The sequence below is a fragment of the Pseudomonas sp. S1(2024) genome, assembly GCF_046557535.1.
This window is the reverse complement of the sequence record NZ_JBKGFP010000086.1, coordinates 1-25493: the sequence shown is the minus strand read 5'-3', so window position 1 is coordinate 25493 and position 25493 is coordinate 1. Positions and strand designations below refer to the sequence as shown.

The 25493-nt window shown below is 62.8% G+C and carries 22 protein-coding genes and 1 pseudogene; 14 read left to right on the top strand and 9 right to left on the bottom strand.

Going from position 1 to position 25493, the window contains the following annotated elements:
* Window positions 1-65 precede the first annotated feature (65 nt).
* Complete coding sequence (locus tag ACLCGK_RS23605; RefSeq protein WP_015268476.1) at window positions 66-353, bottom strand: DUF2782 domain-containing protein; 288 nt, start codon at window positions 351-353, stop codon at window positions 66-68.
* Window positions 354-428: 75 nt separating this feature from the next.
* Here ACLCGK_RS23605 and polA point away from each other — a divergent pair, with 75 nt between their 5' ends.
* A complete protein-coding gene (gene polA, locus ACLCGK_RS23600; RefSeq protein ID WP_410953086.1) occupies window positions 429-3176 on the top strand; it encodes a DNA polymerase I in 2748 nt (915 codons plus the stop codon).
* 428 nt (window positions 3177-3604) lie between these two features.
* On the opposite strand, the gene yihA is transcribed toward polA, so the two are convergent.
* Window positions 3605-4237 (bottom strand): ribosome biogenesis GTP-binding protein YihA/YsxC, encoded by a 633-nt coding sequence (gene yihA / locus ACLCGK_RS23595; RefSeq protein ID WP_015268478.1) that lies wholly within the window; start codon window positions 4235-4237, stop codon window positions 3605-3607.
* A 201-nt stretch (window positions 4238-4438) separates the two neighbouring features.
* Between yihA and ACLCGK_RS23590 the strand changes: the two genes are divergently transcribed.
* The 7 genes and pseudogenes from ACLCGK_RS23590 to ACLCGK_RS23560 all read left to right on the top strand — a co-directional run bounded on the left by ACLCGK_RS23590 (window position 4439) and on the right by ACLCGK_RS23560 (window position 11608).
* The gene (locus tag ACLCGK_RS23590) at window positions 4439-4741 is read left to right on the top strand and encodes a c-type cytochrome (protein ID WP_015268479.1); all 303 of its coding nucleotides are present in this window, start codon (window positions 4439-4441) and stop codon (window positions 4739-4741) included.
* Between the two features lie 31 nt (window positions 4742-4772).
* Complete coding sequence (locus ACLCGK_RS23585) at window positions 4773-5390, top strand: c-type cytochrome (RefSeq protein ID WP_410953085.1); 618 nt, start codon at window positions 4773-4775, stop codon at window positions 5388-5390.
* 151 nt (window positions 5391-5541) lie between these two features.
* On the top strand, window positions 5542-6174 hold the full coding sequence (dsbA, locus tag ACLCGK_RS23580) for a thiol:disulfide interchange protein DsbA (protein ID WP_003256950.1): 633 nt from the start codon (window positions 5542-5544) through the stop codon (window positions 6172-6174).
* Between the two features lie 34 nt (window positions 6175-6208).
* Window positions 6209-7041, top strand: a pseudogene (locus tag ACLCGK_RS23575) (endonuclease/exonuclease/phosphatase family protein).
* Between the two features lie 27 nt (window positions 7042-7068).
* Window positions 7069-9012 carry a diguanylate cyclase gene (locus ACLCGK_RS23570; RefSeq protein ID WP_410953084.1) on the top strand — a complete coding sequence of 648 codons (1944 nt, stop codon included), beginning with the start codon at window positions 7069-7071 and terminating at the stop codon, window positions 9010-9012.
* 80 nt (window positions 9013-9092) lie between these two features.
* On the top strand, window positions 9093-9881 hold the full coding sequence (locus ACLCGK_RS23565) for an N-acetylmuramoyl-L-alanine amidase (RefSeq protein ID WP_410953083.1): 789 nt from the start codon (window positions 9093-9095) through the stop codon (window positions 9879-9881).
* 122 nt (window positions 9882-10003) lie between these two features.
* Window positions 10004-11608, top strand: a complete 1605-nt coding sequence (locus ACLCGK_RS23560; protein ID WP_015268483.1) for an EAL domain-containing protein — start codon at window positions 10004-10006, stop codon at window positions 11606-11608.
* Between the two features lie 40 nt (window positions 11609-11648).
* On the opposite strand, the gene ACLCGK_RS23555 is transcribed toward ACLCGK_RS23560, so the two are convergent.
* Window positions 11649-13430 (bottom strand): KinB sensor domain-containing domain, encoded by a 1782-nt coding sequence (locus tag ACLCGK_RS23555; protein ID WP_410953082.1) that lies wholly within the window; start codon window positions 13428-13430, stop codon window positions 11649-11651.
* Window positions 13427-14773: a sigma-54-dependent response regulator transcription factor AlgB gene (gene algB / locus ACLCGK_RS23550; RefSeq protein WP_015268485.1), complete on the bottom strand. Its 1347-nt coding sequence runs from the start codon at window positions 14771-14773 to the stop codon at window positions 13427-13429. The genes ACLCGK_RS23555 and algB overlap by 4 nt, the downstream gene beginning before the upstream one ends.
* 211 nt (window positions 14774-14984) lie before the next feature.
* Between algB and ACLCGK_RS23545 the strand changes: the two genes are divergently transcribed.
* The 6 genes from ACLCGK_RS23545 (at window position 14985) to ACLCGK_RS23520 (ending at window position 20520) form a co-directional block, all read left to right on the top strand.
* Window positions 14985-15806, top strand: coding sequence for a BON domain-containing protein (locus ACLCGK_RS23545; protein WP_410953081.1), 822 nt, complete (start codon window positions 14985-14987; stop codon window positions 15804-15806).
* A 174-nt stretch (window positions 15807-15980) separates the two neighbouring features.
* Window positions 15981-16271 (top strand): hypothetical protein, encoded by a 291-nt coding sequence (locus ACLCGK_RS23540; protein WP_015268487.1) that lies wholly within the window; start codon window positions 15981-15983, stop codon window positions 16269-16271.
* A 41-nt stretch (window positions 16272-16312) separates the two neighbouring features.
* Window positions 16313-16474 carry a DUF1328 domain-containing protein gene (locus tag ACLCGK_RS23535; RefSeq protein WP_003252966.1) on the top strand — a complete coding sequence of 54 codons (162 nt, stop codon included), beginning with the start codon at window positions 16313-16315 and terminating at the stop codon, window positions 16472-16474.
* Between the two features lie 2 nt (window positions 16475-16476).
* Window positions 16477-16947, top strand: coding sequence for an inhibitor of vertebrate lysozyme family protein (locus ACLCGK_RS23530; RefSeq protein WP_061305082.1), 471 nt, complete (start codon window positions 16477-16479; stop codon window positions 16945-16947).
* 743 nt (window positions 16948-17690) lie between these two features.
* On the top strand, window positions 17691-19019 hold the full coding sequence (gene gltP, locus ACLCGK_RS23525; protein ID WP_003256981.1) for a glutamate/aspartate:proton symporter GltP: 1329 nt from the start codon (window positions 17691-17693) through the stop codon (window positions 19017-19019).
* Window positions 19020-19290: 271 nt separating this feature from the next.
* A complete protein-coding gene (locus tag ACLCGK_RS23520) occupies window positions 19291-20520 on the top strand; it encodes a nucleoside recognition domain-containing protein (protein WP_410953080.1) in 1230 nt (409 codons plus the stop codon).
* A gap of 140 nt (window positions 20521-20660) precedes the next feature.
* Here the strand turns inward: ACLCGK_RS23520 and ACLCGK_RS23515 are convergent, their stop codons facing one another.
* The 5 genes from ACLCGK_RS23515 to ACLCGK_RS23495 form a co-directional block, all read right to left on the bottom strand.
* Window positions 20661-21287: an ABC-type transport auxiliary lipoprotein family protein gene (locus ACLCGK_RS23515; protein WP_410953079.1), complete on the bottom strand. Its 627-nt coding sequence runs from the start codon at window positions 21285-21287 to the stop codon at window positions 20661-20663.
* Window positions 21284-22222: an MlaD family protein gene (locus ACLCGK_RS23510; RefSeq protein WP_003256978.1), complete on the bottom strand. Its 939-nt coding sequence runs from the start codon at window positions 22220-22222 to the stop codon at window positions 21284-21286. Before ACLCGK_RS23510 ends, ACLCGK_RS23515 begins: the two co-directional genes overlap by 4 nt.
* Before the next feature lie 3 nt (window positions 22223-22225).
* Window positions 22226-23017, bottom strand: coding sequence for an ABC transporter ATP-binding protein (locus tag ACLCGK_RS23505; protein ID WP_410953078.1), 792 nt, complete (start codon window positions 23015-23017; stop codon window positions 22226-22228).
* Window positions 23014-24147, bottom strand: a complete 1134-nt coding sequence (locus tag ACLCGK_RS23500) for an ABC transporter permease (protein ID WP_410953077.1) — start codon at window positions 24145-24147, stop codon at window positions 23014-23016. Before ACLCGK_RS23500 ends, ACLCGK_RS23505 begins: the two co-directional genes overlap by 4 nt.
* A gap of 212 nt (window positions 24148-24359) precedes the next feature.
* Entirely contained in the window at window positions 24360-25382 is a 1023-nt protein-coding gene (locus tag ACLCGK_RS23495) for a DUF5924 family protein (RefSeq protein ID WP_015268494.1), read from the bottom strand.
* Window positions 25383-25493 lie beyond the last annotated feature (111 nt).

Below are 25493 nucleotides of genomic sequence, written 5' to 3'. Positions count from 1 at the left end.
AAAATTTGCCCATACGGGCACTTCCGCCGGGAAGTGCCGGGTTGATGTGAACGGTGCGCGTCAGATTACCACTCGAAGATCTTCCAGGACGGAATCAGCATGTCCGGCTGGTCGGAACGAATGAAATTGCCATCAGAGCCATCGGCGCGTACCAGGAAATAAGGCTTGCCGTTTTTCGGCGTGATCTTGATCGCATACAGGAACCCGTTCTGCCGGTACTCCTGGATGGTTTTGTCGCCTTCCGTGCGAATGGTCACCTCGGGATCGGCCGAGGGGGCGTCTTCCGCCGCCAGGGTGACGACAGGCATGGTGGCCAACAGACCGAGCAGTAACAGGCGATTGAGTGTACGCATGATAACCTTGTCCCTTTGTCGTCAATGATTCTGGCTATTCTAGCGCCGGACCCGTCGAAAAGGTTGATTCTGCTCATGAGCCAAGCGCCCCTCGTCCTGGTGGACGGTTCCTCCTACCTGTACCGCGCCTTCCACGCGCTGCCGCCGTTGACTACCTCCAAGGGCATGCCGACCGGCGCGGTGAAGGGGGTGCTGAACATGCTCAAGAGCCTGCGCAAGCAATACCCCGACAGCCTGTTCGCGGTGGTGTTCGACGCCAAGGGTGGCACCTTCCGCGATGCCATGTTCGCTGAATACAAGGCAAACCGCCCGAGCATGCCTGACGACCTGCGGGTACAGATCGAGCCGCTGCACGCCAGCGTCAAGGCGCTGGGCTACCCGCTGCTGTGCGTCGAGGGGGTCGAGGCCGACGACGTGATCGGCACCCTGGCGCGCAGCAGCGCCGCGTTGGACCGCCCGGTGATCATCTCGACCGGTGACAAGGACATGGCGCAGCTGGTGGACGGGCACATTACCTTGGTCAACACCATGACCGGAAGCGTGCTGGACGTGGCTGGCGTGCACGAGAAATTTGGCGTCGGCCCGGAACATATCATCGACTTCCTGGCGCTGATGGGCGACAAGGTCGACAACATCCCCGGAGTGCCGGGCGTGGGCGAAAAAACCGCGGTGGGCCTGCTGACCGGTATCGGCGGCGGTCTCAGCGACCTGTACGCTAACCTGGACAAGGTCCCGACGCTGGCCATTCGCGGCGCCAAGACCCTGCCGGCCAAGCTGGAAGAGCACCGCGACGCGGCGTTCCTGTCCTATGAGCTGGCTACCATCAAGGTCGATGTGCCGCTGGATATCGAAGTAGATGCCCTGGTGTGCGGCGAACCTGATCGCGACGCGTTGCTGGCGCTGTACACCGAGATGGAATTCAAGAGCTGGATCGCCGAGGTGCAGCGTGACGCTGCCAAGGCCGGTGACGAAATCGCGCCGGTCGCGGAGCAGGTGGCCAAGGTCGAGCCCAGGTACGAAACCATTCTCGACCAGGCCCGTTTCGACTTCTGGCTGGAGAAGCTGCGCCAGGCGCCATTGTTCGCTTTCGACACCGAGACCACCGGCCTGGACGCTCAGCAGGCCCAGCTGGTCGGCCTGTCGTTCGCCGTTGAACCGCACGAAGCGGCCTATGTGCCGCTGGCCCACGACTATGAAGGCGCGCCGGCCCAGTTGGACCGCACTGCCGTGCTGCAGGCGCTGAAGCCACTGCTGGAAGACCCGGCCAAGGCCAAGGTCGGGCAGAACGCCAAGTACGATATCAACATCCTTGCCAATGGCTCGCCCGCTATCGAAATGCGCGGCGTTGCCTACGACACCATGCTCGAGTCGTACGTGCTGAACTCCACCGCCACCCGTCACGACATGGACAGCCTGGCGCAGAAGTACCTCGACCATACCACCATTGCCTTCGAGGATATCGCCGGCAAAGGCGCCAAGCAGCTGACCTTCAACCAGATCCACCTGGACAAGGCCGGCCCCTACGCTGCCGAAGATGCCGACATCACCCTGCGCCTGCACCAGGCGCTGCAGGCGCGCCTGGCACAGACGCCAAGCGTGCAGCCGGTGTTGATGGACATCGAGATGCCGCTGGTGCCGGTGCTGGCCAAGATCGAGCGCCAGGGGGCGCTGGTCGATGCCGCGTTGCTGCAGGTGCAGAGCGGTGAGCTGGGGCTAAAGATGGCCGAGCTCGAGCAGCGCGCCTATGAGCTGGCCGGTGAGGAGTTCAACCTCGGCTCGCCCAAGCAACTGGGCGCGATCCTCTACGACAAGCTGGGCATGCCGGTGCTGAGCAAGACCACCAAGGGCCAGCCATCCACGGCAGAAGCGGTGCTCGACGAACTGGCCGAGCAAGGCTACCCGCTGCCGGAGGTACTGATGCAGTACCGCAGCCTGAGCAAGCTCAAGAGCACCTACACCGACAAGCTGCCGGGGCAGATCAACCCGCGCACCGGGCGTATCCACACCTCATACCAGCAGGCGGTGGCGGCCACCGGTCGACTGTCATCCAGCGACCCGAACCTGCAGAACATCCCGATCCGTACTGCCGAAGGCCGGCGCATCCGCCAGGCTTTCGTTGCCAGCCCGGGTTACAAGCTGCTGGCGGCGGACTACTCGCAGATCGAGTTGCGCATCATGGCCCACCTGGCCAAGGACGAAGGCTTGCTGCATGCCTTCCGCAACAACCTGGACGTGCACCGCGCCACGGCGGCGGAAGTATTCGGCGTAGCCCTGGAAGACGTCACCACCGATCAGCGCCGCAGTGCCAAGGCCATCAACTTCGGCCTGATCTACGGCATGAGCGCCTTTGGCCTGGCCAAGCAGATCGGCGTAGACCGCAAGCAGTCGCAGGATTACATCGACCGCTACTTCGCCCGCTACCCGGGCGTGTTGGCGTACATGGAGCGCACCCGCGCCCAGGCGGCGGAGCAAGGCTTTGTAGAAACCCTGTTCGGCCGCCGCCTGTACCTGCCGGATATCAATGCCAAGAACCCGGCCCTGCGCAGAGGCGCCGAGCGCACGGCAATCAACGCCCCGATGCAGGGCACTGCGGCCGACATCATCAAGCGGGCCATGGTCAATGTGGATAACTGGCTGAGCGAGAGCGGGCTGGATGCTCGGGTGATCCTGCAGGTGCACGACGAACTGGTGCTGGAAGTGCGCGAGGACCTGGTGGAGCTGGTGAAAGATGAAATTCGCCAGCACATGAGCAAGGCCGCGCAACTGGACGTGCCGCTGCTGGTCGAGGCAGGAATTGGTGCGAATTGGGACGAAGCTCACTGATCGGGTGGGGAAAGCTGTGTAGGATCCGTGTTGTAGCGATGCGGATCCGGCACTGCTCAGTGCCAGCGGTGCTGAGGTTTCATGAAACTATCGCAAATAGTTTTCAGGGCTCTGGAACTAAACCGGTGAAGCGGAACTCAGAGTAACTGAATGGCTGGTGAAGCCTTTCGATGCTCCTATGTTGTGTTAAGTGTTGGCAGATATCTGGACCCCGCCCTAGCGGTCCGGACTTGGACCCCGAACTTCCCCCTCCCCATACGAAGTCCGGGGTTTTTTTTGCCCGGAATTTGCCTTGAGTCCGGTGAAGAGCGCTGTAGGAGCGGGCGTGCCCGCGAACCTGGGAGAAGCCCGGGCTATGCTCCGTGTTGGATTCTTCGCGGGCACGCCCGCTCCCACAGTAATTTCCCCCAGAGGGAACGGTGCAGGCCTCAGGCTACCGGCTTGTCTTCCAGTTCCATCCAGTCCGCCAGCACCCGGTACGCCTCTTCCACGCCCAGGCGCTTGGGCGCCGAGAACAGCTGGATGGTCACGCCATCGCCCCAACCCTTGCGGATTTCCGACTGCACCTTGAGCAGGGTGTTCTTGCCCGCGCCGTGGGTCAGCTTGTCGGCCTTGGTCAGCAGGATGTGCATCGGCATGCTGCTGGCCTTGGCCCAGTCGAGCATCATCTTGTCGAAGTCGGTCATCGGATGGCGCACGTCCATCATCAGAATCACGCCACGCAGGCACTCCCGGCTACCCAGGTAGGCTTCCAGGTGTTTCTGCCAGTGCTGCTTGAGCGGAATCGGGACTTTTGCATAACCGTAGCCTGGCAGGTCGACCAAACGCCGTTCATCGTCCAGACTGAAGAAATTCAATAGCTGGGTGCGCCCGGGGGTTTTCGAGGTGCGTGCCAGGCTGGCATGGGTCAGGGTGTTGAGGGCGCTGGATTTGCCGGCGTTGGAGCGGCCGGCGAAAGCCACCTCGTAACCCTGGTCGTCCGGGCATTGTTCGACCTTGGCAGCGCTGAGGGCGAATTTGGCTTTCTGGCAGAGGCCGAGGATGGGGTTCTTGACTTGCATGGGATATCCGATGTGGGTGTTGCCTGACTCAATAGGCCCGAGCCTGGCAAGCGGTGTCGTTTCCGTTTGGATGGCGGAAGTATATAATGCCCCAGTTTTTGTGTGCTCATTCTCCCGGCGAAGGAGAACGGGCATGGGGTGTCGAACAATAGCTCGCGCAACAGAACGCAGCGCGGCCCCCAACCCTGAAGGTCGTTCCGCATGGCGAAATGGCTGCTTGCTGTCGGTATGTTCCTGCCGTTTTTCAGCGCACAGGCTACACAGGATCCCGAGGTGTTGTACAACCGCACGTGCGCGGCCTGTCACACCGGGCAGTTGCCACAGGCACCCAGGCAGGGTGACCGGGCAGCATGGGAGCCAAGGCTGGCGCAAGGCATGGATGTACTGGTGAAGCACGTGACCCAGGGTTTCAAGGCTATGCCGCCGCGTGGATTGTGCATGGACTGCAGTGCCGAGGACTACCGTTTGGTCATCCTTTGGATGAGTGGCAGTCCCGATACATAACATTTCACCCTTAGCCGTGTTGGATTAGCTGATGAACAAACTAGTCGTGAGTCTGCTGTTGACCCTGGGTGTCGCAGGTGCGGCCACTGCTGCGCAACCCGTCAAAGGCGATGCCGCCGCCGGCCAGGCCAAGACGGCCGTCTGTGGCGCCTGCCACAACCCCGACGGCAACAGCCTGGCACCGAACTTCCCGAAACTGGCCGGCCAAGGCCAGCGCTACCTTGAAAAACAATTGCACGATATCAAGTCAGGCAAGCGTACCGTGCTGGAGATGACCGGCATGCTGGCTGCGTTCAGCGACCAGGATCTGGCTGATATAGCCGCCTACTTCTCCAGCCAGAAAGGTAGCGTGGGTGCTGCCGATCCCAAGCTCGTCGAGCGTGGCCGGGCGCTGTTCAACGGTGGAGACCTGGAAAAGGGCATGCCTGCCTGCACCGGCTGCCACTCGCCGAACGGCGCGGGTATCGCCTTGGCCGGTTTCCCGCACCTGGGCGGGCAGCACGCGCAGTACGTGACCAAGCAGCTCACCGACTTCCGCGAAGGCCACCGCACCAATGATGGCGATGCCATGACCATGCGCACCATCGCCGGCAAGTTGAGCAATCACGACATCGAGGCGCTGGCCAGCTACATCCAGGGGCTGCATTAACTTTCAGTTAATGTTGTAGGCCAATGATGAAAGGGCGGCCGGACCGCCCTTTTTTCCGTCCGCAGCCGTTACACTACAGAACTCGGCCCCTTCCCGGCCTGTCTCAGTGCAGGTCGCGTCGTGGCGACCAATGACTGCCCAGGAGTAAAGCATGCGTAAACTGATTCTCAGCGCCGCGCTGGTCGCTGCCAGCGTATTCGGTATGACTGCCGTCCAGGCCGCCGAGCCTGTCGCTGGCAAGGAATACCTCGAGCTGAGCAACCCTGTTCCGGTTTCCGTACCTGGCAAGATCGAAGTGGTCGAGCTGTTCTGGTACGGCTGCCCCCACTGCTACCACTTCGAGCCGACCATCAACCCGTGGGTCGATAAACTGCCCAAGGACGTCAACTTCAAGCGCGTACCAGCCATGTTCGGTGGCGCATGGGACGCCCACGGCCAGATGTTCCTGACCCTCGAAGCCATGGGCGTCGAGCAGAAGGTGCACGCCGCAGTGTTCGATGCCATCCAGAACCAGCGCAAGCGTCTGACCGACCCGCAGGACATGGCCGACTTCCTTGCCACCCAGGGCGTGGACAAGGACAAGTTCCTCGCCACCTTCAATTCGTTCGCCATCAAGGGCCAGGTCAACCAGGCCAAGGAACTGGCGAAGAAGTACGAGATCACCGGCGTACCGAGCATGGTGGTCAACGGCAAGTACCGCTTCGACCTGGGTACCGCCGGCGGGCCGGAAGGCGTACTGAACGTTGCCGACCAGCTGATCGCCAAGGAGCGCGCCGCTAAGTAGGCGGCGTAACCCATGCGCCGCTTCAGAACCGCGCGTGGCATTGGCCTGCACCAGCCGCAGGTCAACGAGCATCACCTGCAGGCCCCTGGCCTCCCTGAGGATGGTCGCCTGCGGCTGCTCAGTTTCAACATCCAGGTGGGCATCAGCACCGAGCGCTACCGGCATTACGTGACCCGCAGCTGGCAGCACCTGCTGCCGCACAACGGGCGTGCCGGCAACCTGCAGAAGATTGGCCAACTGCTGGGCGACTTCGACCTGGTAGCCTTGCAGGAGGCCGATGGCGGCAGCCTGCGCTCGGGCTACGTCAACCAGGTCGAGCACCTTGCCCACCTGGGTGCCTTCCCCTACTGGTACCAGCAACTCAACCGCAACCTCGGGCGTTTTGCCCAGCACAGCAATGGCGTGCTCAGCCGCTTGAAGCCACAACTGCTCGAGGATCACCCATTGCCCGGCCCGGCTGGGCGGGGTGCGATTCTGGTGCGCTTTGGTGAGGGCGAAGATGCGCTGATCGTGGTGATGATGCACCTGGCCCTCGGCGCCAAGACCCGCGCCCTGCAACTGGGTTACATCCGCGAGCTGATTGGCGGCTACCGCCATCAGGTGCTGATGGGCGACATGAATACCCATGCCACCGACCTGCTGGAGCACTCGCCGTTGCGCGACCTGGGCCTGATTGCCCCGCAAGTCGAGGCCACTTTCCCCAGCTGGCGTCCACAGCGTTGCCTGGACCATATCCTGCTCAGCCCAAGCCTCACGCTGGAGCGTGTCGAGGTGCTGGCGCAGCCAATTTCCGACCACCTTCCCGTTGCTGTCGAGATTCGATTGCCTGATGCATTGACTGTGGATACGCTGCCGGTCCTGAGCTAATTGCCATCACCGTTTGCGGACCCGGGCATGACTGAAGACGCTGAGCGCTGGAAAGAAAAATACCTGAAAAGCATCGAGCAGCAGGAAAAGCTCGAACGCCGTTGGGACGCCCGTCTCGACCTGCTGCGTCGCGGCTTGGTACGCAGCACCCTGGCTGCCGAAGGCAGCGACAAGGTGGTGGACCAGTGCATGAAGGAAATGCGCGAGGTCATCCGCAGCGACAACATGGACGCCGGCCTTGCCGGGTTGATTCCTCGTCTTGAGAAGGCGGTGTTGGACTCCGAACAGCGTCGGGAAGCCCGCATGAACCAGGTCAGCGATGCGCTGACAGCGCTGGTCGACCAGCTGCAAGGTCTGCCATTGCCGAACGATGTGTCGCGTCCGTTGAAAAAGCTGGCGAAGAAGCTCAATGGCGGAGTGGCCCAGTCACGCGACCTGCCACCGTTGCTGGGCGAGTTGAGCGGCTTGCAGGGCCGCGCGCTGTCAGCCTTGGGCAAATCGGCGGAGGAGGCCCGCCCCGGCTTCTTGCAGCGCTTGTTCGGCAGCCGCGAGGATGGCGTGCAAGGCGAGCCAGCGCTTGTGCCACTGGCGCTGCCGGTTGCCGAGGCGCAGCCCTTGGCGGCACCTGCCGGTGCCGATGCCCCGCAGCTCGGCGACATGGACGCGCTACAGCCGCTGCCAGCCTCCTCAGCTTCTGTTGTCGAAGCACTCGTAATATCGGAGCCCGAGCTGGAGGCACCAGGCCCGGCGCTTATCGAAACGGCCGAACTGTCACCAGCCCCGCTGCCGCAGCCGTTCCCGGACGATGTATCGGCACCGGTAGCTATCGCCAGCGAGCCGCCGGTTGAAGCAGGACCGGCGCAAACACTCGAAGAAACCTTTGGCGAAGATGGCCCCTACGCCCTGCCCTACGCGGTGGAGCCGCCCTACAGCCAGGTTGCCGAGCATATCGAGCACACTCTGATCGGCTTGCTCGATGACCTCAGCCTGCCGGAGCGACACAAGGCCCAGGCGCTAGAGATGCGTGAACGCGTTGCCCGCGGCTTGAACTGGTATGAGCTGATACCGGTGCTGGATGACCTGGCTGTACTCATGCTGGCGATCACCGACAGCGGCCAGCACGAATTCGAAACCTACCTGCAGCAGCTCAACGAACGCCTGGAAGGTTTCCAGAGCCACCTGCACGAGGCTAGCGCCGGCCATGCCGACAACAGCTCGGCCGCTCGCGAGCTGGATACCCAGCTGCGTGAGCACGTCGATGGGTTGCAGAGCAGTGTGCAAGGTGCCGCCGACGTCGACAGCCTCAAGCACATTCTGGAAAACCGCCTGGAAGGCCTATTGGTGACCATGGATGAGCACAAGCATGAGCGTGATCGCCGCGAACAGGAGCTGGCTGGACGCCTGCAAGGGCTGTCGGAGCGGGTGGCGAACATGGAGCAAGAGGCGCTCGGCTACCGTGAGCACTTGGAAGAGCAGCGCCAGAAGGCCTTGCTCGATCCCCTAACCGGCCTGCCCAACCGTGCGGCCTGGAGCGAGCGGGTTGAGCGCGAAATGCTCGAATGGCAGGCACACGGCGGCCATCTGGCGATGGCGATCCTCGACCTGGACCATTTCAAGCGTATTAACGATAGCTATGGGCACCTGGCTGGGGACAAGGTCTTGAAGATCGTCGCCGACCAGTTGCGCAAGCGCCTGCGCAGCCATGACTTCATCGCCCGGTTTGGCGGCGAGGAGTTTGTCCTGCTGCTGCCGCAGACCTCGCCGGCTGCCGCTGCCCAGATAGCCGAGATGCTGAGGGCCACGGTCGAGGCGTGCCCGTTCCACTTCAAGGGCGAACGGGTGGTGATCACCACGTCCATCGGCCTGGGTGCATTCCGTCCCGGCGAGCGCGGCGATCAGGTGCTCAAGCGCGCCGATGCGGCGCTTTACCGGGCCAAGGAATCGGGACGCAACCGTGTCGAGCTGGCATAGCCGGTAGCTGCTGACTCGCGGCAAGCACGGCCCTTGGGGAGCACGTTATACTGTAGCGCTCATACGCTGAGGCCACTGACGTGCTTTCCACGCTTAAAAAAACCCTGATTTCCTTCCTGCTGTTGTCTGTCGCCGGTTGCTCGACGGGCCTGCGCATCGACCGTAGCCACCCTTCGGTCAACCAGGACAACCGCATCCAGTTCGTTGTCCTGCACTACACCAATGCTTCGCTGGAGCGTTCCCTGGCGTTGCTGACCCATGGCGAAGTCAGCAGCCATTACCTGATTGGTGACGGCCCGGCAACGGTGTACCAGCTGGTGGATGAAAGCCGCCGCGCCTGGCATGCCGGTGATAGCCAGTGGCAGGGGCGGACCTGGCTGAACTCCTCGTCCATCGGTATCGAAATCGTCAACCCGGGCTTCACCGACACGCCGAATGGGCGGGTCTGGCACCCTTACAGCGAAGCGCAGGTCCAGTCGCTGATCGCGCTGCTCAAGGACATCGTCAAGCGTAACAACATCGAGCCACGGCACATCATTGGCCACAGCGATATCGCGCCGCTGCGCAAGCTTGACCCGGGGCCGCTATTTCCGTGGAAACGCCTGGCCGACGCCGGGCTGGGGGTCTGGCCGGATGCAACTGCCGTGGCACGGCAGCAAGCCTATTTCAGCGTCAACCCGCCGAGCGTTGGCTGGTACCAGCAGGAGCTGGCGCGGTTTGGCTATGCGATCGAGCAGACTGGGGTACTGGATGTTGCCACCCGCCATGTGATCGCCGCGTTCCAGATGCGTTTCCGCCCGCAGCGCTTCGATGGCATGCCGGATGCGCAGACGGCGGCGATGCTGCAGGTGCTCAACCGGATGCGTTGATCTGCCAAGGTGAGACGGGCTCTTGTTTAGAAGCGGCCTTCGGCGCTTGTAGCGAAGCGCCAAACGGCAAAGGTGATTCCTGATTCAGTTGCTATAACCTAGTAATCAACTGGATGCCCTCGATGTCAGCCCTCATCGCCTTGCTGCGCCAAATTTTTTACCGTCCCTGGATGCTGGCCACGTTGGCAGCACTGGCCAGCGCGGCACTGTTGCTTTCTGCAAGCATCGGCATTGCCCTGCAACAGATGAAGCAAAGCGAGAGTGCACAGATGAACGCCCAGGGCGAACGCTTTCTGGAGCGCCTCGAGCAGGTGTTCGGCCAGTTGCGCGAAGGGGTCGACCTGCTGCAGGCGCAACCCTTGCGCGGCTGCAGCCCGGCGATGCTGACGGCATTGCAGCAGGTAGGTCTGAGTTCCCGCTTCATTTATGAAGCGGCGTACGTGGATGGAGATGTGGCCTGCTCAAACCGCGGTGACGAGCGGGCGTTCGAACCCTTGCGCGCCCCCGACATCCAAGGGCCGACCTACAGCTACTGGCTGAACACCACGACCGAGCCGAACGAGAACCTGGCCGCGCTGATGCTTGGGAGGGGCAAGTTCGTGGTATCCACCTCTCGTGGGCACCTGACCGATGTGGTCGACCTGCCCCCGGGCGGCAGCCTTGTGGTGGTGTTGGACAACGGTGCCCGGGCCATCCCCGTGCTGGGGCCACCGCAGGTATGGCCGCCTCCTTCGGCCTGGTCAACCAGCCACAAGTCGCTGCTTGAACTCAGCGATCGACTGATCTACCGAATGCCGACCAAGTCACCGGACTACCAGTTGGTGCTGATCGCCCCGCGGGCGAGCCTGCCGTTGAGGATGAACGGCATGCTCTGGCTTCTGTTCCCCGGCAGTGTACTGGCGGCCTGTTGCATCGGCTGGCTGGTACTGCAACTGATCCTGCAGCGGCGGTCGATGAGCTCGGAATTGCAGAATGCCTTGCGTCGCGGCGAACTGCAGGTGCTCTACCAGCCGATCTTCGAGCTCGACAGCCGACGCTGTGTCGGGGCCGAGGCTCTGGTGCGCTGGCGCCGCCCGGACGGTACCCTGACCAGCCCGGACCTGTTCATCCCTTTGGCGGAAAACACCGGGCAGATTCGCCAGATCACGGACTTTGTCCTGCAGCGTGTGCTGGAACAGCTAGGGCAACTGCTGCGCTCGCATCCCAACTTGTACATTTCGGTGAATCTGGCGGCCTGTGATGTGATGGTGCCGCGCATCGGGCGGGTGGCGGCACGCTTGCTGGCCTTGCACCGTGTGTCGGCCAGCCAGATCGCCTTCGAGGTGACCGAGCGCGGCCTGATCGATGTGGTTGTGGCCCGCGACAACCTCCAGGCGCTGCGCGCAGTGGGGCATCAAGTGCTGATCGACGATTTTGGGACTGGCTATTGCAGCCTGGCGTACCTGCAAACCCTGCCAGTGGACTGCCTGAAGATCGACAAGGCGTTTATCGATGCCTTGGGGCACGACGCCGCCAGTAGCGGTGTTGCCCCGCATATCATTCGCATGGCTCACGACCTGCACCTGCGGGTGATTGCCGAAGGAATCGAGTGTGAAGACCAAGCGGTGCTGCTGAACAGCGAAGGGGTCAATTATGGCCAGGGCTGGCTTTTTGCCCGGCCACTGAATGCCCGGCAGTTTGCCGAACTGGTGACTCGAGGTCGGCTGCCGCGGCGGGTTGAGCATTGACTGATCCGGCACCGAAGATGGGGCTGGGGGCAGGGTACATTCAGACCGGTAGTGCCATGTAGAACTGGGTCCCCTGCCCCGGTCGGGAAAACACGCCCATGCGCCCGCCATGCAGTTGCACGATCTCTTTGCACAGCGCCAACCCCAGCCCCGCGCCGCCTTTCTTGCGCCCTACCTGCACGAAGGGCTCGAAGATGCGCCCCTGTTGCCCATAGGCAATGCCTTCGCCGTTGTCCTCGACACTGATGATGACCCGCTCCGCATGCCGTCGTGCATGCAGGCGGATACGACCGCCGCTGGCGGTATGGCGGATGGCATTGTGCAACAGGTTGTCCAGCACCCGGTCGAGTTGGGTGACATCGGCCTGGATACGCGGTAGCGGCGGCTCCAGCTCCGTGATCAACTCGATCTGCTTGTTCGCCGCTGGCTCGGCAAAGCGATGTTGTGCACGTTCCAGCAGTTCGTCTATGGCGCAGGGAGCCAGCTCGAGCTTCTGCATCCCGCTCTGGTAGCGGCTGAAGTTGAGCAGGTCGTTGATCAACTGGGTCAGGCGCTGCATTTCCTCGCCGATGGTCTCCAGCAGGTCATGCTCGCGCGCCTCTGGCGGGAACTTGAGCCGCTCGCGCAACAGGCCGAAGGCCATGTGCATGCCAGTCACCGGGGTGCGCAACTCGTGAGAAGCGCGCAGCACGAACTCGCTGCGCACGCGTTCGAAGGCGCGCTGCTCGGTTACATCATGCAGCACCATCACTGCGCCAAGTATCGGCCCTTGCGGGTGGCTGACCGGGGTCAGGCTGTAGGCGAGCAGGCGCGTTTCGTCATCGACCTCCATGTTCAGGTCGTCTGGCTGGCGGTCGAGGTTGCCGCCGCGCAGTACCTGCCGTAGCTGCTGTTCCAGTTCCGGGCGCTGCAGGGCTTCGGCCAGGCTGCTGCCGGCGCGGCTGTCGGTCCAGCCCAGCTGGCGCTGCGCCACCGGGTTGAGGTGTTCCAGGCGGCCCTGGCGATCAATGATCAGCAGGCCATCGTCGATGCTGTCCAGCACGGCCTGCAAGCGTTGCTGGCCAGCCAGCAGTTCATCGACGTTGGTGGCCTGGTGCTTGCGCAAGGCATCGGCCATCAGGCCGAAGCGGCGGGTGAGCTGGTTCAGTTCGGTGGCCTGTGTGACCGGCAGGGTGACGTCGAAATCGCCCTTGCCGAGTTGGTCGGCCGCTTTAGCCAATGCTTCGATCGGCTGGCCGAAGCGCCGGGCGATGTTGTGCGCGGTGATGAAGCCCAGTACCAGTACCACCAAACCCATCAGGCCGAGTACGCCGCTGACCAGGAGGGCGTGGGCGCGGGTGTGTTCCTCGCTGCGGGTGATGTGCTCCAAGGCCTGCTTGTGGGAATCGATCAGATCGGTGCGGACCTGGTTGAACGCGGCCCCGAGTGGTTGGTCAACGCCCATGCTGCGGGAGGGCGCCGGGCTGTCGCGGTAGGCCTGGAGGAAGGCCTGGTAGTTGCTGCTGGCCTTGCTGAAGCCGGTGCGCTCGCCACCTTGGTCCAGCCCTTGGTTGAGCAGGGTCTGGAAGTTGTCTTGCAGCAGCCGCAGGTTTTCCGGGGCGGTCTCGTCATCGAGGATCAGGGTCAACTGTTCGCCAAGGTTCTGGCGCAACTTCAGCCCTATTTCCAAGGTGTGGGTGGTATCGCGCACCAGTCGCTGCTGCACCGTGGCCATCTGCAGCACGCTGACCAGGCCCAGCAGCAACCCGAGCAGGGCCACGGTGACCAGCGCCGAAATGCTGAGGAAAAGCCGCGTGCGCAGCTTCATGGGCGGCCATTTCATAGGTTGTACTGCTTGCGCTTGCGGTACAGGGTGGATGCATCGATCCCCAGGGTCTTGGCGGCCTGGTCAAGGGTGTCACTGGCGGCCAGCACCGCGCCAATGTGGGCGCGCTCAAGCTCATCAAGGCTCAGCGCGGCGCCTATGCGAGGGGCGTTACCAGCAGGCTGCTCGCCCATGCCCAGGTGGCTGATTTCCACGCGTTCCTGCGGGCAGATGATACTGGCCCGCTCCACCACGTTACGCAGTTCGCGAATGTTGCCGGGCCAGCGGTAGTTGAGCAGGGCTGTGCGGGCTTCGTCACTGAAGCCGCGCGCAGGCCGAGAGTATTCCTTGACGAAGCGGGCGAGAAAGCGGTCGGCCAAGGTCAGGATGTCTTCACTGCGCTCGCGCAGCGGCGGCAGGTGCAAAGTGATGACGTTCAGGCGATACAACAGGTCTTCGCGGAAACGGCTCTCACGCACCATCTCTTCGAGGTTGAGGTTGGTGGCGGCGAGGATACGCACATCGGCGCGACGGGTGACCGGGTCGCCGACGCGCTCGTATTCCTTGTCCTGGATGAAACGCAGCAGTTTGGGCTGCAAGGTCAGCGGGAAATCGCCGATCTCGTCGAGGAATAGCGTGCCCCCATCTGCCTGGTTGACTCGCCCCAGGGTGCTTTCGCTGGCGCCGGTGAAGGCGCCGCGGGTGTGGCCGAACAACTCGCTTTCCATCAGCTCGGCGTTCAGTGACGGGCAGTTGATGGTCACGCAGGATTTGCGCGCGCGCTTGCTCCAGCCGTGGATGGCCCGGGCCAGTTCACCTTTACCTGTGCCCGACTCGCCAAGGATGAGGATGTTGGCGTCGGTGGTAGCGACCTGGCGGGCGGTTTCCAGTACCGCCATCATGGCCGGGCTGTGCGAGTCGAGGCCGTCCTTGGGTTTGCGCACTTCACCTTCCAGGGCCTCCAGTCGCGCGGAAAGCTGGCGCACTTCCAACTGTTTGGCGGTAGCCAGGCGCAGCTGGTCGGGGCTGCACGGCTTTACCAGGTAATCGGCGGCGCCGGCCTGGATCGCGTCTACCGCCGTATCGATCGCTGAGTGCGCGGTGACGATCACCACCCGCATCCAGGGGGCCTGGATACGCATCTGCGCCAGCACATCGAGGCCGTTGTCCTCGCCCAGGCGCAAATCGAGGAAGCACAGGTCGAATACTTGGCGCTGCAGCAAGGCTTCGGCCTGGGCGGCGCTGTTGGCCGTTGCCACATTGTAGCCCTCGTCCTCCAGGCAGTAGCGGAAGGTGCGCAGGATCGCGGACTCGTCATCCACCAGCAGAATGCGGCCTTGGTTGTCCTGGGCTGACTCCATGTGCTGCGCTCCTTTAGGAAAGATCTTCATTTAGTGTGGGAAAAATCGGGCAAGTTGCATGGTCCATTGTGAAGGAACCTGTCCTTTGCATGCTAGCCACTGGCCAATCAGCGCGTGGAGGCCGCGCTATCCAGATGATTTTCTTAGAGGCGCACGGTGGCACATTGGTTGCGAGGATTTTCAGTTTTTGCCTACAAAAGGAGGCACTGCCATGCCCTTTTCCATCCGAGCCGCCATGTTGGCAGCCACATTGCTACCGGTGTTCACGCCGGTATTCGCCGATCCGGTGCAAGACGCCCGCCTGGAGGGGGCCCTGCAAACTGCCCTGTCGCTGAACCGCATGCTCGACCCGTTCCGTATTCAGGTCGAGGTGGATGGCAAGCAGGCGCGGCTTTCCGGTGAGGTGGAGAACGACGTCGAGCGCCAGCTGGCAGAGCATGTGGCTCTGGCTACCCGTGGCATCGAGCAGGTTGACAACCAACTGCGGGTCAATGCCCAGCTGGTGGAGCGCCCGCTGGCGTTGCGTGCCTACGCCCAGCGCCTGGAGGATGCCACCCTGGCCGCCGTGATCCGTGCTCGGCTGCTATGGAGCCGCATAACCGAGAAGGCACCTATAGATGTACAGAGCAGCGAAGGTGTGGTGACCCTGCGCGGCAAGGTCGACAGTGCCGAGGCCAAGGAGCTGGCCGGCGTGGTGGCGCGCACCACCGAGGGCGTACACCTGGTCAACAACCTGGTCAGCCTCGATACCGCCGCCATGGCGAAGGCCCGGGAAGCTCCGGTTGGGCTGCCGACCGGGCCGCAGCCGAGTGACAGCTGGATCATCGACAAGATCCAGAACAGCTACCGCTTCAGCCGCAACCTCGATGGCCTGAACCTGAAAGTGGCCAGCGAAGAGGGGCTGGTTCGGCTTTCAGGCGAGGTGGTCAGCAGCGAGCAGAAAACCATCGCCGTGGAAATCGCTAGGCAGATCATCGGCGTGCGCGGGGTGGATGCCGACCTGCTCAAGGTAGCGACCAAGGTCGAAGGTTGATCGTGCAATTCGCACGACCCCACGGAAGGCATCGTGCAGGATACGTCCCTGTCGATTATCGCCTTCATGTGTAAATACTTGATTTTAAAGGATTTTATTTGAATCAAAAGGCTGGCATGCAGGCTGCAATTACTTATTCAGGTTTGAACAAGAATTACAGCAGGAGGAGCCGGCATGAACTGCCAATCCGTCAACCGCTTGCAGAGCGCCGCACTGCCCCTGCGCCAGGTGTTGTCACTCGGCCTGGCGCTGGTACTGACTTTGGCCGCTGGCCTCTTCTATTACAGCTGGCAGACCGCGCGCCTGGCCGAGCAAGTGGCGGCGCAGACCGCCCTGTTGACGCACATTCAGGCAACCCGTGCCAACACCCTGGTCAAGGCCGCCGACCCGCTGCCAACCGGCCAGGCCAGTGCGTCACCGGGCACCTTGGAAAATGTCGTACCCCAGGACCGCTGGGTGTTCTGACCGCCGGTTGAACCGATTCCGAAAAAGAAAGGAGAACCACCATGCTGAGTTGGGCTATCACTTTCCTCATCATCGCCATTGTCGCCGCCGTACTGGGCTTCGGTGGTATCGCGGGCGCTGCCACGGGTATCGCGAAGATTCTGTTCATTGTCTTCCTGGTGCTGTTCGTAGCCTCCTTCTTCTTTGGACGTGGACGAGGTTGAAGATGGGCAGGAAGCGTTGGACAGCCCTGGCTGCCGCCCTGTTACTGGGTGGCAGTGCGGCGGCGATGGCGGCCAATGACGGCCAGGTCCGGGTCGACCAGTTGCTCGGCTCGGACCCGGAGTACAGGGAAACCTGGCAGGACACGATCAAAGGCGAGGAACGCCTGCCTGACTGGGTGGTCAATCTGACCGGCAGTTCCCAGCAGCAGATGTCTGCCGTCACCGAAGACGGCGACAAGTACCTGGTCGGCCCGTTGTGCGAAGGCCAGGACAACTGCACCTACAAGCGCCTGATCGTGGCGTTCAGCTGGGACAAGGATGATGCCTACGGGATGCTCGTGGAGGTGCCCGAAGGTCTGCCGAACGACAAGTCGCCTACCCGCCACGCGCAGTACCGCTGGCTGGGTGAGCCGGATGACGGCATGAAGGCAATGCTGCAGGAGCAGCTCAAGCGTGACCCGAACTGGTACTGAGCGTTTGTAGCCGGTACGGATGAAAGGTCATGCACTGTCACGTAATAGAAGCTGAACCTGTCTATATTTCAGCCTTCTATGATGCGCCGCCCCGAGGAGGGGCTGCACATGACCAAGGGGCCGGGCTGTTCTGATTGTTGCAGGATCGGAGTGGCCTAGGGGTACAGGGAGTGCCTCCAGCAATGGGCCGGGTCAGGAAAGGCGGAATCGGAAGTTTCAGGTCGGCGGTGCCATAGGGGCATCTGACCAGACCTGACTTCCGAGGAGCCATGTAGGAAACGTCTCTTCCCTGCGCGATTTCCTCTTCGAGACACATTTTGTCTCGACCGCACATCAATTTTTTTCGATCAGCTCGGCGCTTGTTCAAGTGGCATTTCGGCCATTCGGATTGTCGAACGAGCCATCGCCCCTGTCCTTTTTACCCTGCCAAATCTGCCTAAATATGGCGGTTTGGTCTTGTTCGGGATTCCGAACGTTGTAAATCAAGCACTTGCGAACCTCTCGTTCTGGTCAGAAACGTTATGCATAAACGGCATGGGCCATGCGCTTCAGGCATTAGATTTCCCCCTTTGCCATCGCAATAGTTGCCGCCTTTTTCGCCGGCCGAGCGCCCTATCGCTCGCCTGCGGTGTCCTTACATGAAGTCGCCGGACGGAAGCAGCTGCTGCCCGTGACCTAGCCAACGGCTCTGTTACGCGCGTTTCCGTTGGGTGCCCATGACCACTAGAACAAAGGGTAAAGACATGAAGAAGGCAAAACTGAGCCTCGCCTGGCAGATCGTCATCGGTCTGGTCCTGGGTGTTGCAATCGGCGCTCTACTGAATCATTTCAGTGCAGAAAAGGCATGGTGGATCAGCAACGTCCTCCAGCCCGCTGGTGACATCTTCATTCGCCTGATCAAGATGATCGTTGTCCCGATCGTGATTTCGTCGCTGATCGTGGGTATCGCCGGGGTTGGCGACGCGAAGAAACTGGGCAGCATCGGCCTGAAGACCATCATCTACTTCGAAGTGGTGACCACCATCGCCATCGTCGTCGGCCTGGTGTTGGCCAACCTGTTCCACCCGGGCGCCGGCATCGACATGAGCACCCTGGGTACAGTGGACATCTCCAAGTACCAGGCTACCGCGGCCGAGGTGCAGCATGAGCATGCGTTCATCGAAACCCTGCTGAACCTGATCCCGTCGAACATCTTCGCAGCGCTGATGCGTGGCGAAATGCTGCCGATCATCTTCTTCTCGGTGATGTTCGGCCTGGGTCTGTCGAGCCTGCAGGCAGAGCTGCGCGACCCGCTGGTGCGTACTTTCCAGGCGGTTTCCGAGACCATGTTCAAGGTCACCCACATGATCATGAACTACGCCCCTATCGGCGTGTTCGCCCTGATCGCCGTGACCGTGGCCAACTTCGGGTTCAGCTCGCTGCTGCCGCTGGCCAAGCTGGTGGTACTGGTGTACTTCGCCATCGCCTTCTTCGCCTTCATGGTGCTGGGCCTGGTTGCCCGCCTGTTCGGCTTCTCGGTGATCAAGATCATGCGCATCATGAAAGATGAGCTGATTCTCGCTTACTCCACCTCCAGCTCGGAAACCGTGCTGCCGCGCGTGATCGAGAAGATGGAGAAGTACGGTGCGCCGAAGTCGATCTGCTCGTTCGTGGTACCGACCGGCTACTCGTTCAACCTCGACGGCTCGACCCTGTACCAGAGCATCGCGGCCATCTTCATTGCCCAGCTGTACGGTATCGATCTGTCGTGGAGCCAGCAGCTGCTGCTGGTGCTGACCCTGATGGTCACCTCCAAGGGTATCGCTGGCGTACCGGGTGTTTCTTTCGTGGTGCTGCTGGCCACCCTGGGCAGCGTGGGTATCCCGCTGGAAGGCCTGGCCTTCATCGCCGGTGTCGACCGCATCATGGACATGGCCCGTACCGCCTTGAACGTTGTGGGCAACGCCCTGGCAGCCCTGGTCATCGCGCGCTGGGAAGGCATGTACGACGCCGCCAAGGGCGAGAAGTACTACGCCTCGCTGATGGCCGGCAAGCAGGAAGCGGCCATGGTTGGCGAAGCTGCCAAGCGCTGAGCCTGACTGCTGTTTGACCAAAAGCCCCGACTTGTCGGGGCTTTTTGTTGCCTGTGAGATCTTGGGAGCCAATTGCGAACCCTTGTAGGAGCGGCCTTGTGTCGCGAAAGGGCCGCAGAGCGGCCCCGGCAATTTGTGCAGCGGAGCTGAAATCTTGGGGGGCGCTGCGCACCCCTTTCGCGACACAAGGCCGCTCCTACAAAGGATCGCGATCGCCAGTCACAGGCCCCGATACGCTATCATTCGGGCATTTTTCAGGGGGAACACACGGATGCTCAACGGCCTTTGGCTTGGCTTTTTCCTGGTGGCGGCAGTGTCCGCCCTGGCCCAATGGCTAATAGGCGGCAACGCCGGCATCTTCGCGGCGATGGTCGAGAGCATATTCGCCATGGCCAAGTTGTCGGTCGAGGTGATGGTGCTGTTGTTCGGCACGCTGACCCTGTGGCTGGGCTTTCTCAAGATCGCCGAGAAGGCTGGCATCGTCGAGTGGCTGGCCAAGGTGCTCGGCCCGCTGTTTGCCCGGCTGATGCCGGAAGTTCCGCCCGGCCACCCGGCCCTGGGCCTGATCACCATGAACTTCGCCGCCAACGGCCTGGGGCTGGACAACGCCGCCACGCCGATCGGCCTGAAGGCCATGCGCGCGCTGCAGGAGTTGAACCCCAGCAGTACCACGGCGAGCAACGCGCAGATCCTGTTCCTGGTGCTCAACGCATCGTCGTTGACCCTGCTGCCTGTGACCATCTTCATGTATCGGGCCCAGCAAGGTGCGGCGGACCCGACCATGGTGTTCCTGCCAATCCTGCTGGCCACCAGCGTCTCCACCTTGGTCGGCCTGCTGTCGGTGGCAGTGATGCAGCGCCTGCGCCTGTGGGACCCGGTAGTGCTTGCCTACCTGATTCCCGGTGCCTTGCTGCTGGGCGGCTTCATGGCCTTTCTCGGCACCCTTTCGGCGGCCGCGCTGGCCAGCCTGTCGTCGATCCTGGGCAACCTCACGTTGTTTGGCGTGATCACCCTGTTCCTGGTGATCGGCGCCTTGAAGCGGGTCAAGGTGTATGAAGCCTTTGTCGAAGGCGCCAAGGAAGGTTTCGATGTGGCCAAGGGCCTGTTGCCTTACCTGGTGGCGATGCTGGTGGCGGTGGGTGTATTGCGGGCCTCAGGCGCCCTGGAGCTGGCCTTGGACGGTATTCGTCATGCGGTGACTGGGCTGGGCCTGGACACCCGCTTCGTCGAGGGCTTGCCCACGGCGCTGGTCAAACCGTTCTCCGGCAGTGCGGCGCGGGCGATGCTGATCGAGACCATGCAGACCCACGGTGTGGACAGCTTCCCGGCGCTGGTGGCGGCGACGATTCAGGGGAGTACCGAAACCACCTTCTACGTGCTGGCGGTTTACTTTGGTGCGGTGGGTATCCAGCGCGTGCGCCATGCCGTCGGCTGCGCCTTGCTGGCGGAGTTTTCCGGTGTGATCGCGGCGATATTCGTCTTCTATTGTTTCTCCACCTAACTTTTTTGGGGGCGCTGTGCGCCCCATCGCCGGCAAGCCAGCTCCCACCTTGACCTCACAGACTTCAAGGCATGCGAAGTACCTGTGGGAGCTGGCTTGCCGGCGATGAGGCCCTGACAGGAGATAGAACCGGGCCTGACTCAACGGACTGATGGTGGTTGTGTACTACCCGCCTGTGCAATGGTCCAACTCACCACCTGCCCGGTCAGCTGGTCGCAGGCCTTCCCGAAACCGGCAACTACTGCTGACACCTGCTTGTCGGCCAGCGGCTGGCGAATTTCGAAGCGTTTGCTGGCCAGAATGCGCTGGTTGCGGCCTTGGACCAGGCGTGCGTCATAGCGGATCACCACCTCCACCGCCCCGCCCGCGCGGTATTCGGTCTGGAACGCCTGAAGCTCGCCAGCCAACTCGTAGTCGGCCTGCAGGTTGCTGTCGTCGGCGCTAAGGCGTTCTACCTGGCCGTCACGCTGGAAACCGTCTAGCAGCCGGTTGCGCAGCAGCACCGGCACTGCGTCGCTCCAGCGCGCGCCCTTGTAGCTGCTGACCACATCGCCCTGGGGAATCACTGCAATCCGTGGCCCGGCCAGCACTTCGCTGGCCAGCGGCTTGTTCAGGCGCAATGACCAGTCCAGCGCCGGCGCCGTCCGGCCGGGCTGGTTCACCGGCAGACGGTACAGGTCGACGGGCTCGCTCTGCGGCAGGATCGAGCAGGCACTGGCCAGGCTCAGTGCGGCCGCCAGGGCCAGCAGGCGCAGCGACGGTTTCATGGTTGGAACTCCTTGTTGTTGTCGCGGCCGAGCAGGTAGCCGCTAGGGTCGGCCTCCAGTTGCCGGGAAATGCCTTTGAGTGCGTTTAGGGTTTCGCGTAGCTCGCGAATCGCCGGGGTCAGCTGGTTCAGGCCCTGGGCACCGTCGCCGATGGCTTCGCGGTTGTCCTCGAGCAGGCGGTTGATGGTGGCGGTGCTCTCGGCCAGTGACTGCATGGCCTGCTCGGCGCTGCCGATTGCCTGCTTGCCTTCGCTGCCCAGCAGGCCGTTGGCATTGCGCATCAGTGCCTGGGTTTCGGCCAGGGTGGCGCTGGCCTGCTTGCCCACCTGCACCAGTTGCTCGATGGCCTGGGTGATGCTGCCGTGCTGGCCAGCGAAGGCGCCGGTGGTCTTGTCGAGGTTGGACAGGGTGTTGCTGAGGTGGCCGATGTTGTCCTCGGAAAACATCTGGTTGGCGTTATGCAGCAGCAGGTTGATGTTGGTCACCAGGTCGCTGCTGTCATTGAGCAGGCGCGAGATTGGCGAGGGCGATGCGATGATCACCGGCAGCTTGCCGTCCTTGCCTTTCAACTCGGGGCTTTGCGGGGTGCCCCCGCTGAGCTGGATGAACGAGTTGCCGGTCACGCCGGCCAGGGTCAGCTTGGCCTGGGTGTCTTCCTTCACCGGGGTGTCGGCGCTCAGGCGCACCCGTGCCAGTACCCGGCGCGGGTCTTTCGGGTCCAGGCGCAGGGTGGACACATCGCCTACCTTGATGCCGTTGTACTGCACCGGGCTGCCGCGGGACAGGCCGGAGACGGCTTCGTTGAACACCACTTCGTAGTCCTTGAAGGCGTCGTCGACACTCGACTTGGCCAGCCACATGCCGAACAGCATGGCGCCGGCCACCACCAGGACGGTGACCAGGCCGATAAGAACGTGATGGGCTCGGGTTTCCATTGCTCAGCGCTCCTGCCCGGCACGGGTGGCGGCCTGCTCGGCTGCGCGCCCGCGTGGGCCATGAAAGTATTCTTGAATCCAGGCGTCGTCGGTTTGCTCGACCTCAGCCAGCGGGCCGGCCACCAGGACCTTCTTCTGCGACAGCACGGCGATGCGGTCGGTGATGGTGTACAAGGTGTCGAGGTCGTGGGTGATGAGGAACACCGACAGGCCCAGGGCGTCACGCAGGGTAAGGATCAACTGGTCGAAGGCGGCGGCACCGATCGGGTCCAGGCCGGCGGTGGGCTCGTCGAGGAACAGGATGTCCGGGTCCAGTGCCAGTGCCCGGGCCAGCGCGGCGCGCTTGATCATGCCCCCGGACAGCGAGGCCGGGTATTTGTCGGCGGCCGAGATTGGCAGCCCGGCCAGGGCCAGTTTCACCCCGGCCAGGTGCTCGGCATCGGCGCGGGACAGCCCGGCGTGCTCGATCAGCGGCAATGCCACGTTTTCGGTGACAGTCAGCGAAGAGAACAGCGCGCCCTTCTGAAACAGCACGCCGAAGCGCCGTTCGACCAGTGAGCGCTGCTCTTCGCGCAGGCCGGCCAAGTCCTGGCCGAACACCTTGATCTGCCCTTCGTCGGGCCGCCGCAGGCCAATGATGCTGCGTAGCAGCACCGACTTGCCGCTGCCCGAGCCGCCGACCACGGCGAGTATCTCGCCGCGATACAGGTCGAGGTCGAGGTTTTCGTGCACGCTCTGGCGGCCGAAGCGGTTACAGATGCCGCGGGCCTCGATCACACGTTCCTGGCCACTCACCAGCCCATCTCCATGAAGAACAGCGCAGCCACCGCATCCAGCACGATGACCACGAATATCGACTGCACGACCGCCGAGGTGGTGTGCGCGCCCACCGATTCGGCGCTGCCGCTGACCTTGAAGCCTTCCAGGCAGCCGATCGCGGCGATCAGGAAGGCGAAGAACGGTGCCTTGGCCAGGCCGACCAGGAAGTGCTGCACGCCGATGTCGCTTTGCAGCAGTGACAGGAACATGGCTGGCGAGATGTCCAGTGACAGCGCGCACACCACCGCGCCGCCGACGATGCCGCAGATCATCGCGATGAAGGTCAGCAAGGGCAGCGAAATCAACAGCGCCAGTACGCGCGGCACCACCAGCATCTCCATAGGGTTCAGGCCCAGGGTGCGGATGGCATCGATTTCCTCGTTGGCCTTCATCGAGCCGATCTGCGCGGTGAACGCGCTTGCGGTGCGGCCGGCCATGAGGATGGCGGTCAGCAGCACGGCGAACTCTCGCAGGAACGAGAATGCCACCAGGTCGACGGTGAAGATGGTCGCGCCGAAATCGGCCAGCACCGTGGCGCCGAGGAAGGCCACCACCGCGCCCACCAGGAAGGTCAGCAGGGCGACGATGGGCGCGGCGTCCAGACCGGTCTGTTCGATGTGCGCCACGACCGGGGTAAAGCGCCAGCGATGGGGTTGCAGGGCACGGCGCAGCAGGGTTTCGAGGATCAGGCCAACGAAGCCGAGCACCTGCAGGGTGTCTTGCCACAAGGTGCCAACGGCGCAGCCGATGCGCTCTAGCAGCAACAGCAGCACGTTACGCTCGGGTTCCTTGACCGGAATGCAGTAGTCCTGCACCGAGCAGTAGACATTCTTGAGCAGGGCGCGGCTGGCTTCGGGCAGGCCATGGGTGCAGCGGGACAGGCGTTCGGAGCCGAGCAGTTCGGCCAGCAGCGAGGCACCGGCGGTATCCAGGCGTCCCAGTTGGCTAAGGTCGGCGACGGTATCGGCAGCATATTGCGCCCGCAGGCGCTCGCTCTCACGCTTGAGGCTGGCGTAGTGCGCCAGGGTCCAGTCACCGGTAATGCGCAGGCAGGCCGGTTGGCTACTGGTGTCCAGGGTGGCGCTGGGGGTGGTCATCGGCTCCATGCTACTGACTCGGCGCTAAGGCTTAGGGCCTGATCATAGCGCAGCGGGCATGGGCTGTTTGGTGATTATGTGCTGTCTTCACGGACCTTGGGGGCTGCTTTGCAGCCCATCGCCGCCATCGCCGGCAAGCCAGCTCCCACATGGAGCGGGTTATCGCTGGCCCGGTGGGAGCTGGCTTGCCGGCGATGGGCCGCAAAGGGGCCCCCTTAAACTCACCCTGCGGGCGCGTCATCGACCACCTTGAAGCGCAGCACACCGATGACCTGCCCATCCTCTGTCAGTACCCTCACCTGCCACTTGCCCACCGGGTTCGGCGGGAAGTTCTGCTTGTGGGTCCAGGCCCGGTAGCCTTCCTTGCGCCCGCCATGGATGTCCAGGGCAATGCGATCGACTTCCTGGCCGTCCTTTTGCCACACGTGATAGATCCGCTCGTTCAGGCCGCGTGGCGCGTTGATCGCGGTGTAGGCGTACAGGCCGCTGCTACGGATGCGGCTGGCGGCAATTTCGTGCAGCGAATCGCCCGGCTGGCGGTTCAGCACTTCGGTACTGACCGCCACTTCGGTCATCCACAAGGTTGCTGGTGGCACCCAGGAGCGCAGAAGCCAGCCCCCGCCGCCAACCGACAGGGTGACCAGCACCAGGGCCACGGCACGGCGCCAGTTGTTGATCGGGAAGCTGCTGGCAAGGCTGGGAAACGACAGGGCCATGGCTGCGATCAGGGCCAGCTTGAAGCTTTGCGCGGTGGTCAGGTGCAGGATGATCGGCAGCGCGGTCAGCAGGGCGGCGAACAGGGTCAGGGTATGCAGCGCCAGGAACAGCCAGCGCCTCGGTGCCAGCCACTTGTAGTACAGCGGATCGATGATCGAAATCAGCCCGGCGGCGCCAAGCAGGCCGGTGAACACCAACTGGCCGCTGTTCCAGGTGGTGGTGATGAAGAAGAACGGCAGTACGAAGAACAGCGATTCCTGGTGGATCATCTGTGTCGCATAGCGCAGCAATGGCTGCGGTATTTCGCGGTTGAAGGTGCGCGCGAACAGGCCGGTGAGGGTGTTTTCCAGCATCAGCCAGAGCCAGCTGACCAGCATGAGCACAGCTACCCAGCTGGCAAGGCCAGCCTGGCGGTCGACCAGGATAAAACTGCCGATGCCGGAGAGGAAACCGCCGAGCGCGATGATGCCGGGGTAGCGTTTGAGCAGTTCGATGATGCGCTGGACGATGTGGGGGATTTGGGGCATTGGGGGCTACAACAGAATGGGTGAGGTGACTGTGCTGGCCTCTTCGCGGGCGCGCCCGCTCCCACCCGAGACGGGGGGGGGCGCGGCCACTCTGGGGAGGGGGGAGTTCTC

Bases quoted from the DNA above. Each gene is read 5' to 3' on its own strand.
- ACLCGK_RS23590 (WP_015268479.1), top strand. From the start codon at position 4,439: ATGGCGAAATGGCTGCTTGCTGTCGGTATGTTCCTGCCGTTTTTCAGC.
- ACLCGK_RS23510 (WP_003256978.1), bottom strand. From the start codon at position 22,222: ATGGAAACCCGAGCCCATCACGTTCTTATCGGCCTGGTCACCGTCCTG.
- ACLCGK_RS23540 (WP_015268487.1), top strand. From the start codon at position 15,981: ATGAACTGCCAATCCGTCAACCGCTTGCAGAGCGCCGCACTGCCCCTG.
- dsbA (WP_003256950.1), top strand. From the start codon at position 5,542: ATGCGTAAACTGATTCTCAGCGCCGCGCTGGTCGCTGCCAGCGTATTC.
- ACLCGK_RS23545 (WP_410953081.1), top strand. From the start codon at position 14,985: ATGCCCTTTTCCATCCGAGCCGCCATGTTGGCAGCCACATTGCTACCG.
- ACLCGK_RS23515 (WP_410953079.1), bottom strand. From the start codon at position 21,287: ATGAAACCGTCGCTGCGCCTGCTGGCCCTGGCGGCCGCACTGAGCCTG.
- ACLCGK_RS23520 (WP_410953080.1), top strand. From the start codon at position 19,291: ATGCTCAACGGCCTTTGGCTTGGCTTTTTCCTGGTGGCGGCAGTGTCC.
- ACLCGK_RS23560 (WP_015268483.1), top strand. From the start codon at position 10,004: ATGTCAGCCCTCATCGCCTTGCTGCGCCAAATTTTTTACCGTCCCTGG.
- gltP (WP_003256981.1), top strand. From the start codon at position 17,691: ATGAAGAAGGCAAAACTGAGCCTCGCCTGGCAGATCGTCATCGGTCTG.
- polA (WP_410953086.1), top strand. From the start codon at position 429: ATGAGCCAAGCGCCCCTCGTCCTGGTGGACGGTTCCTCCTACCTGTAC.
- ACLCGK_RS23555 (WP_410953082.1), bottom strand. From the start codon at position 13,430: ATGAAATGGCCGCCCATGAAGCTGCGCACGCGGCTTTTCCTCAGCATT.
- yihA (WP_015268478.1), bottom strand. From the start codon at position 4,237: ATGCAAGTCAAGAACCCCATCCTCGGCCTCTGCCAGAAAGCCAAATTC.
- ACLCGK_RS23500 (WP_410953077.1), bottom strand. From the start codon at position 24,147: ATGGAGCCGATGACCACCCCCAGCGCCACCCTGGACACCAGTAGCCAA.
- ACLCGK_RS23605 (WP_015268476.1), bottom strand. From the start codon at position 353: ATGCGTACACTCAATCGCCTGTTACTGCTCGGTCTGTTGGCCACCATG.
- ACLCGK_RS23570 (WP_410953084.1), top strand. From the start codon at position 7,069: ATGACTGAAGACGCTGAGCGCTGGAAAGAAAAATACCTGAAAAGCATC.
- ACLCGK_RS23530 (WP_061305082.1), top strand. From the start codon at position 16,477: ATGGGCAGGAAGCGTTGGACAGCCCTGGCTGCCGCCCTGTTACTGGGT.
- algB (WP_015268485.1), bottom strand. From the start codon at position 14,773: ATGGAGTCAGCCCAGGACAACCAAGGCCGCATTCTGCTGGTGGATGAC.
- ACLCGK_RS23535 (WP_003252966.1), top strand. From the start codon at position 16,313: ATGCTGAGTTGGGCTATCACTTTCCTCATCATCGCCATTGTCGCCGCC.
- ACLCGK_RS23495 (WP_015268494.1), bottom strand. From the start codon at position 25,382: ATGCCCCAAATCCCCCACATCGTCCAGCGCATCATCGAACTGCTCAAA.
- ACLCGK_RS23585 (WP_410953085.1), top strand. From the start codon at position 4,773: ATGAACAAACTAGTCGTGAGTCTGCTGTTGACCCTGGGTGTCGCAGGT.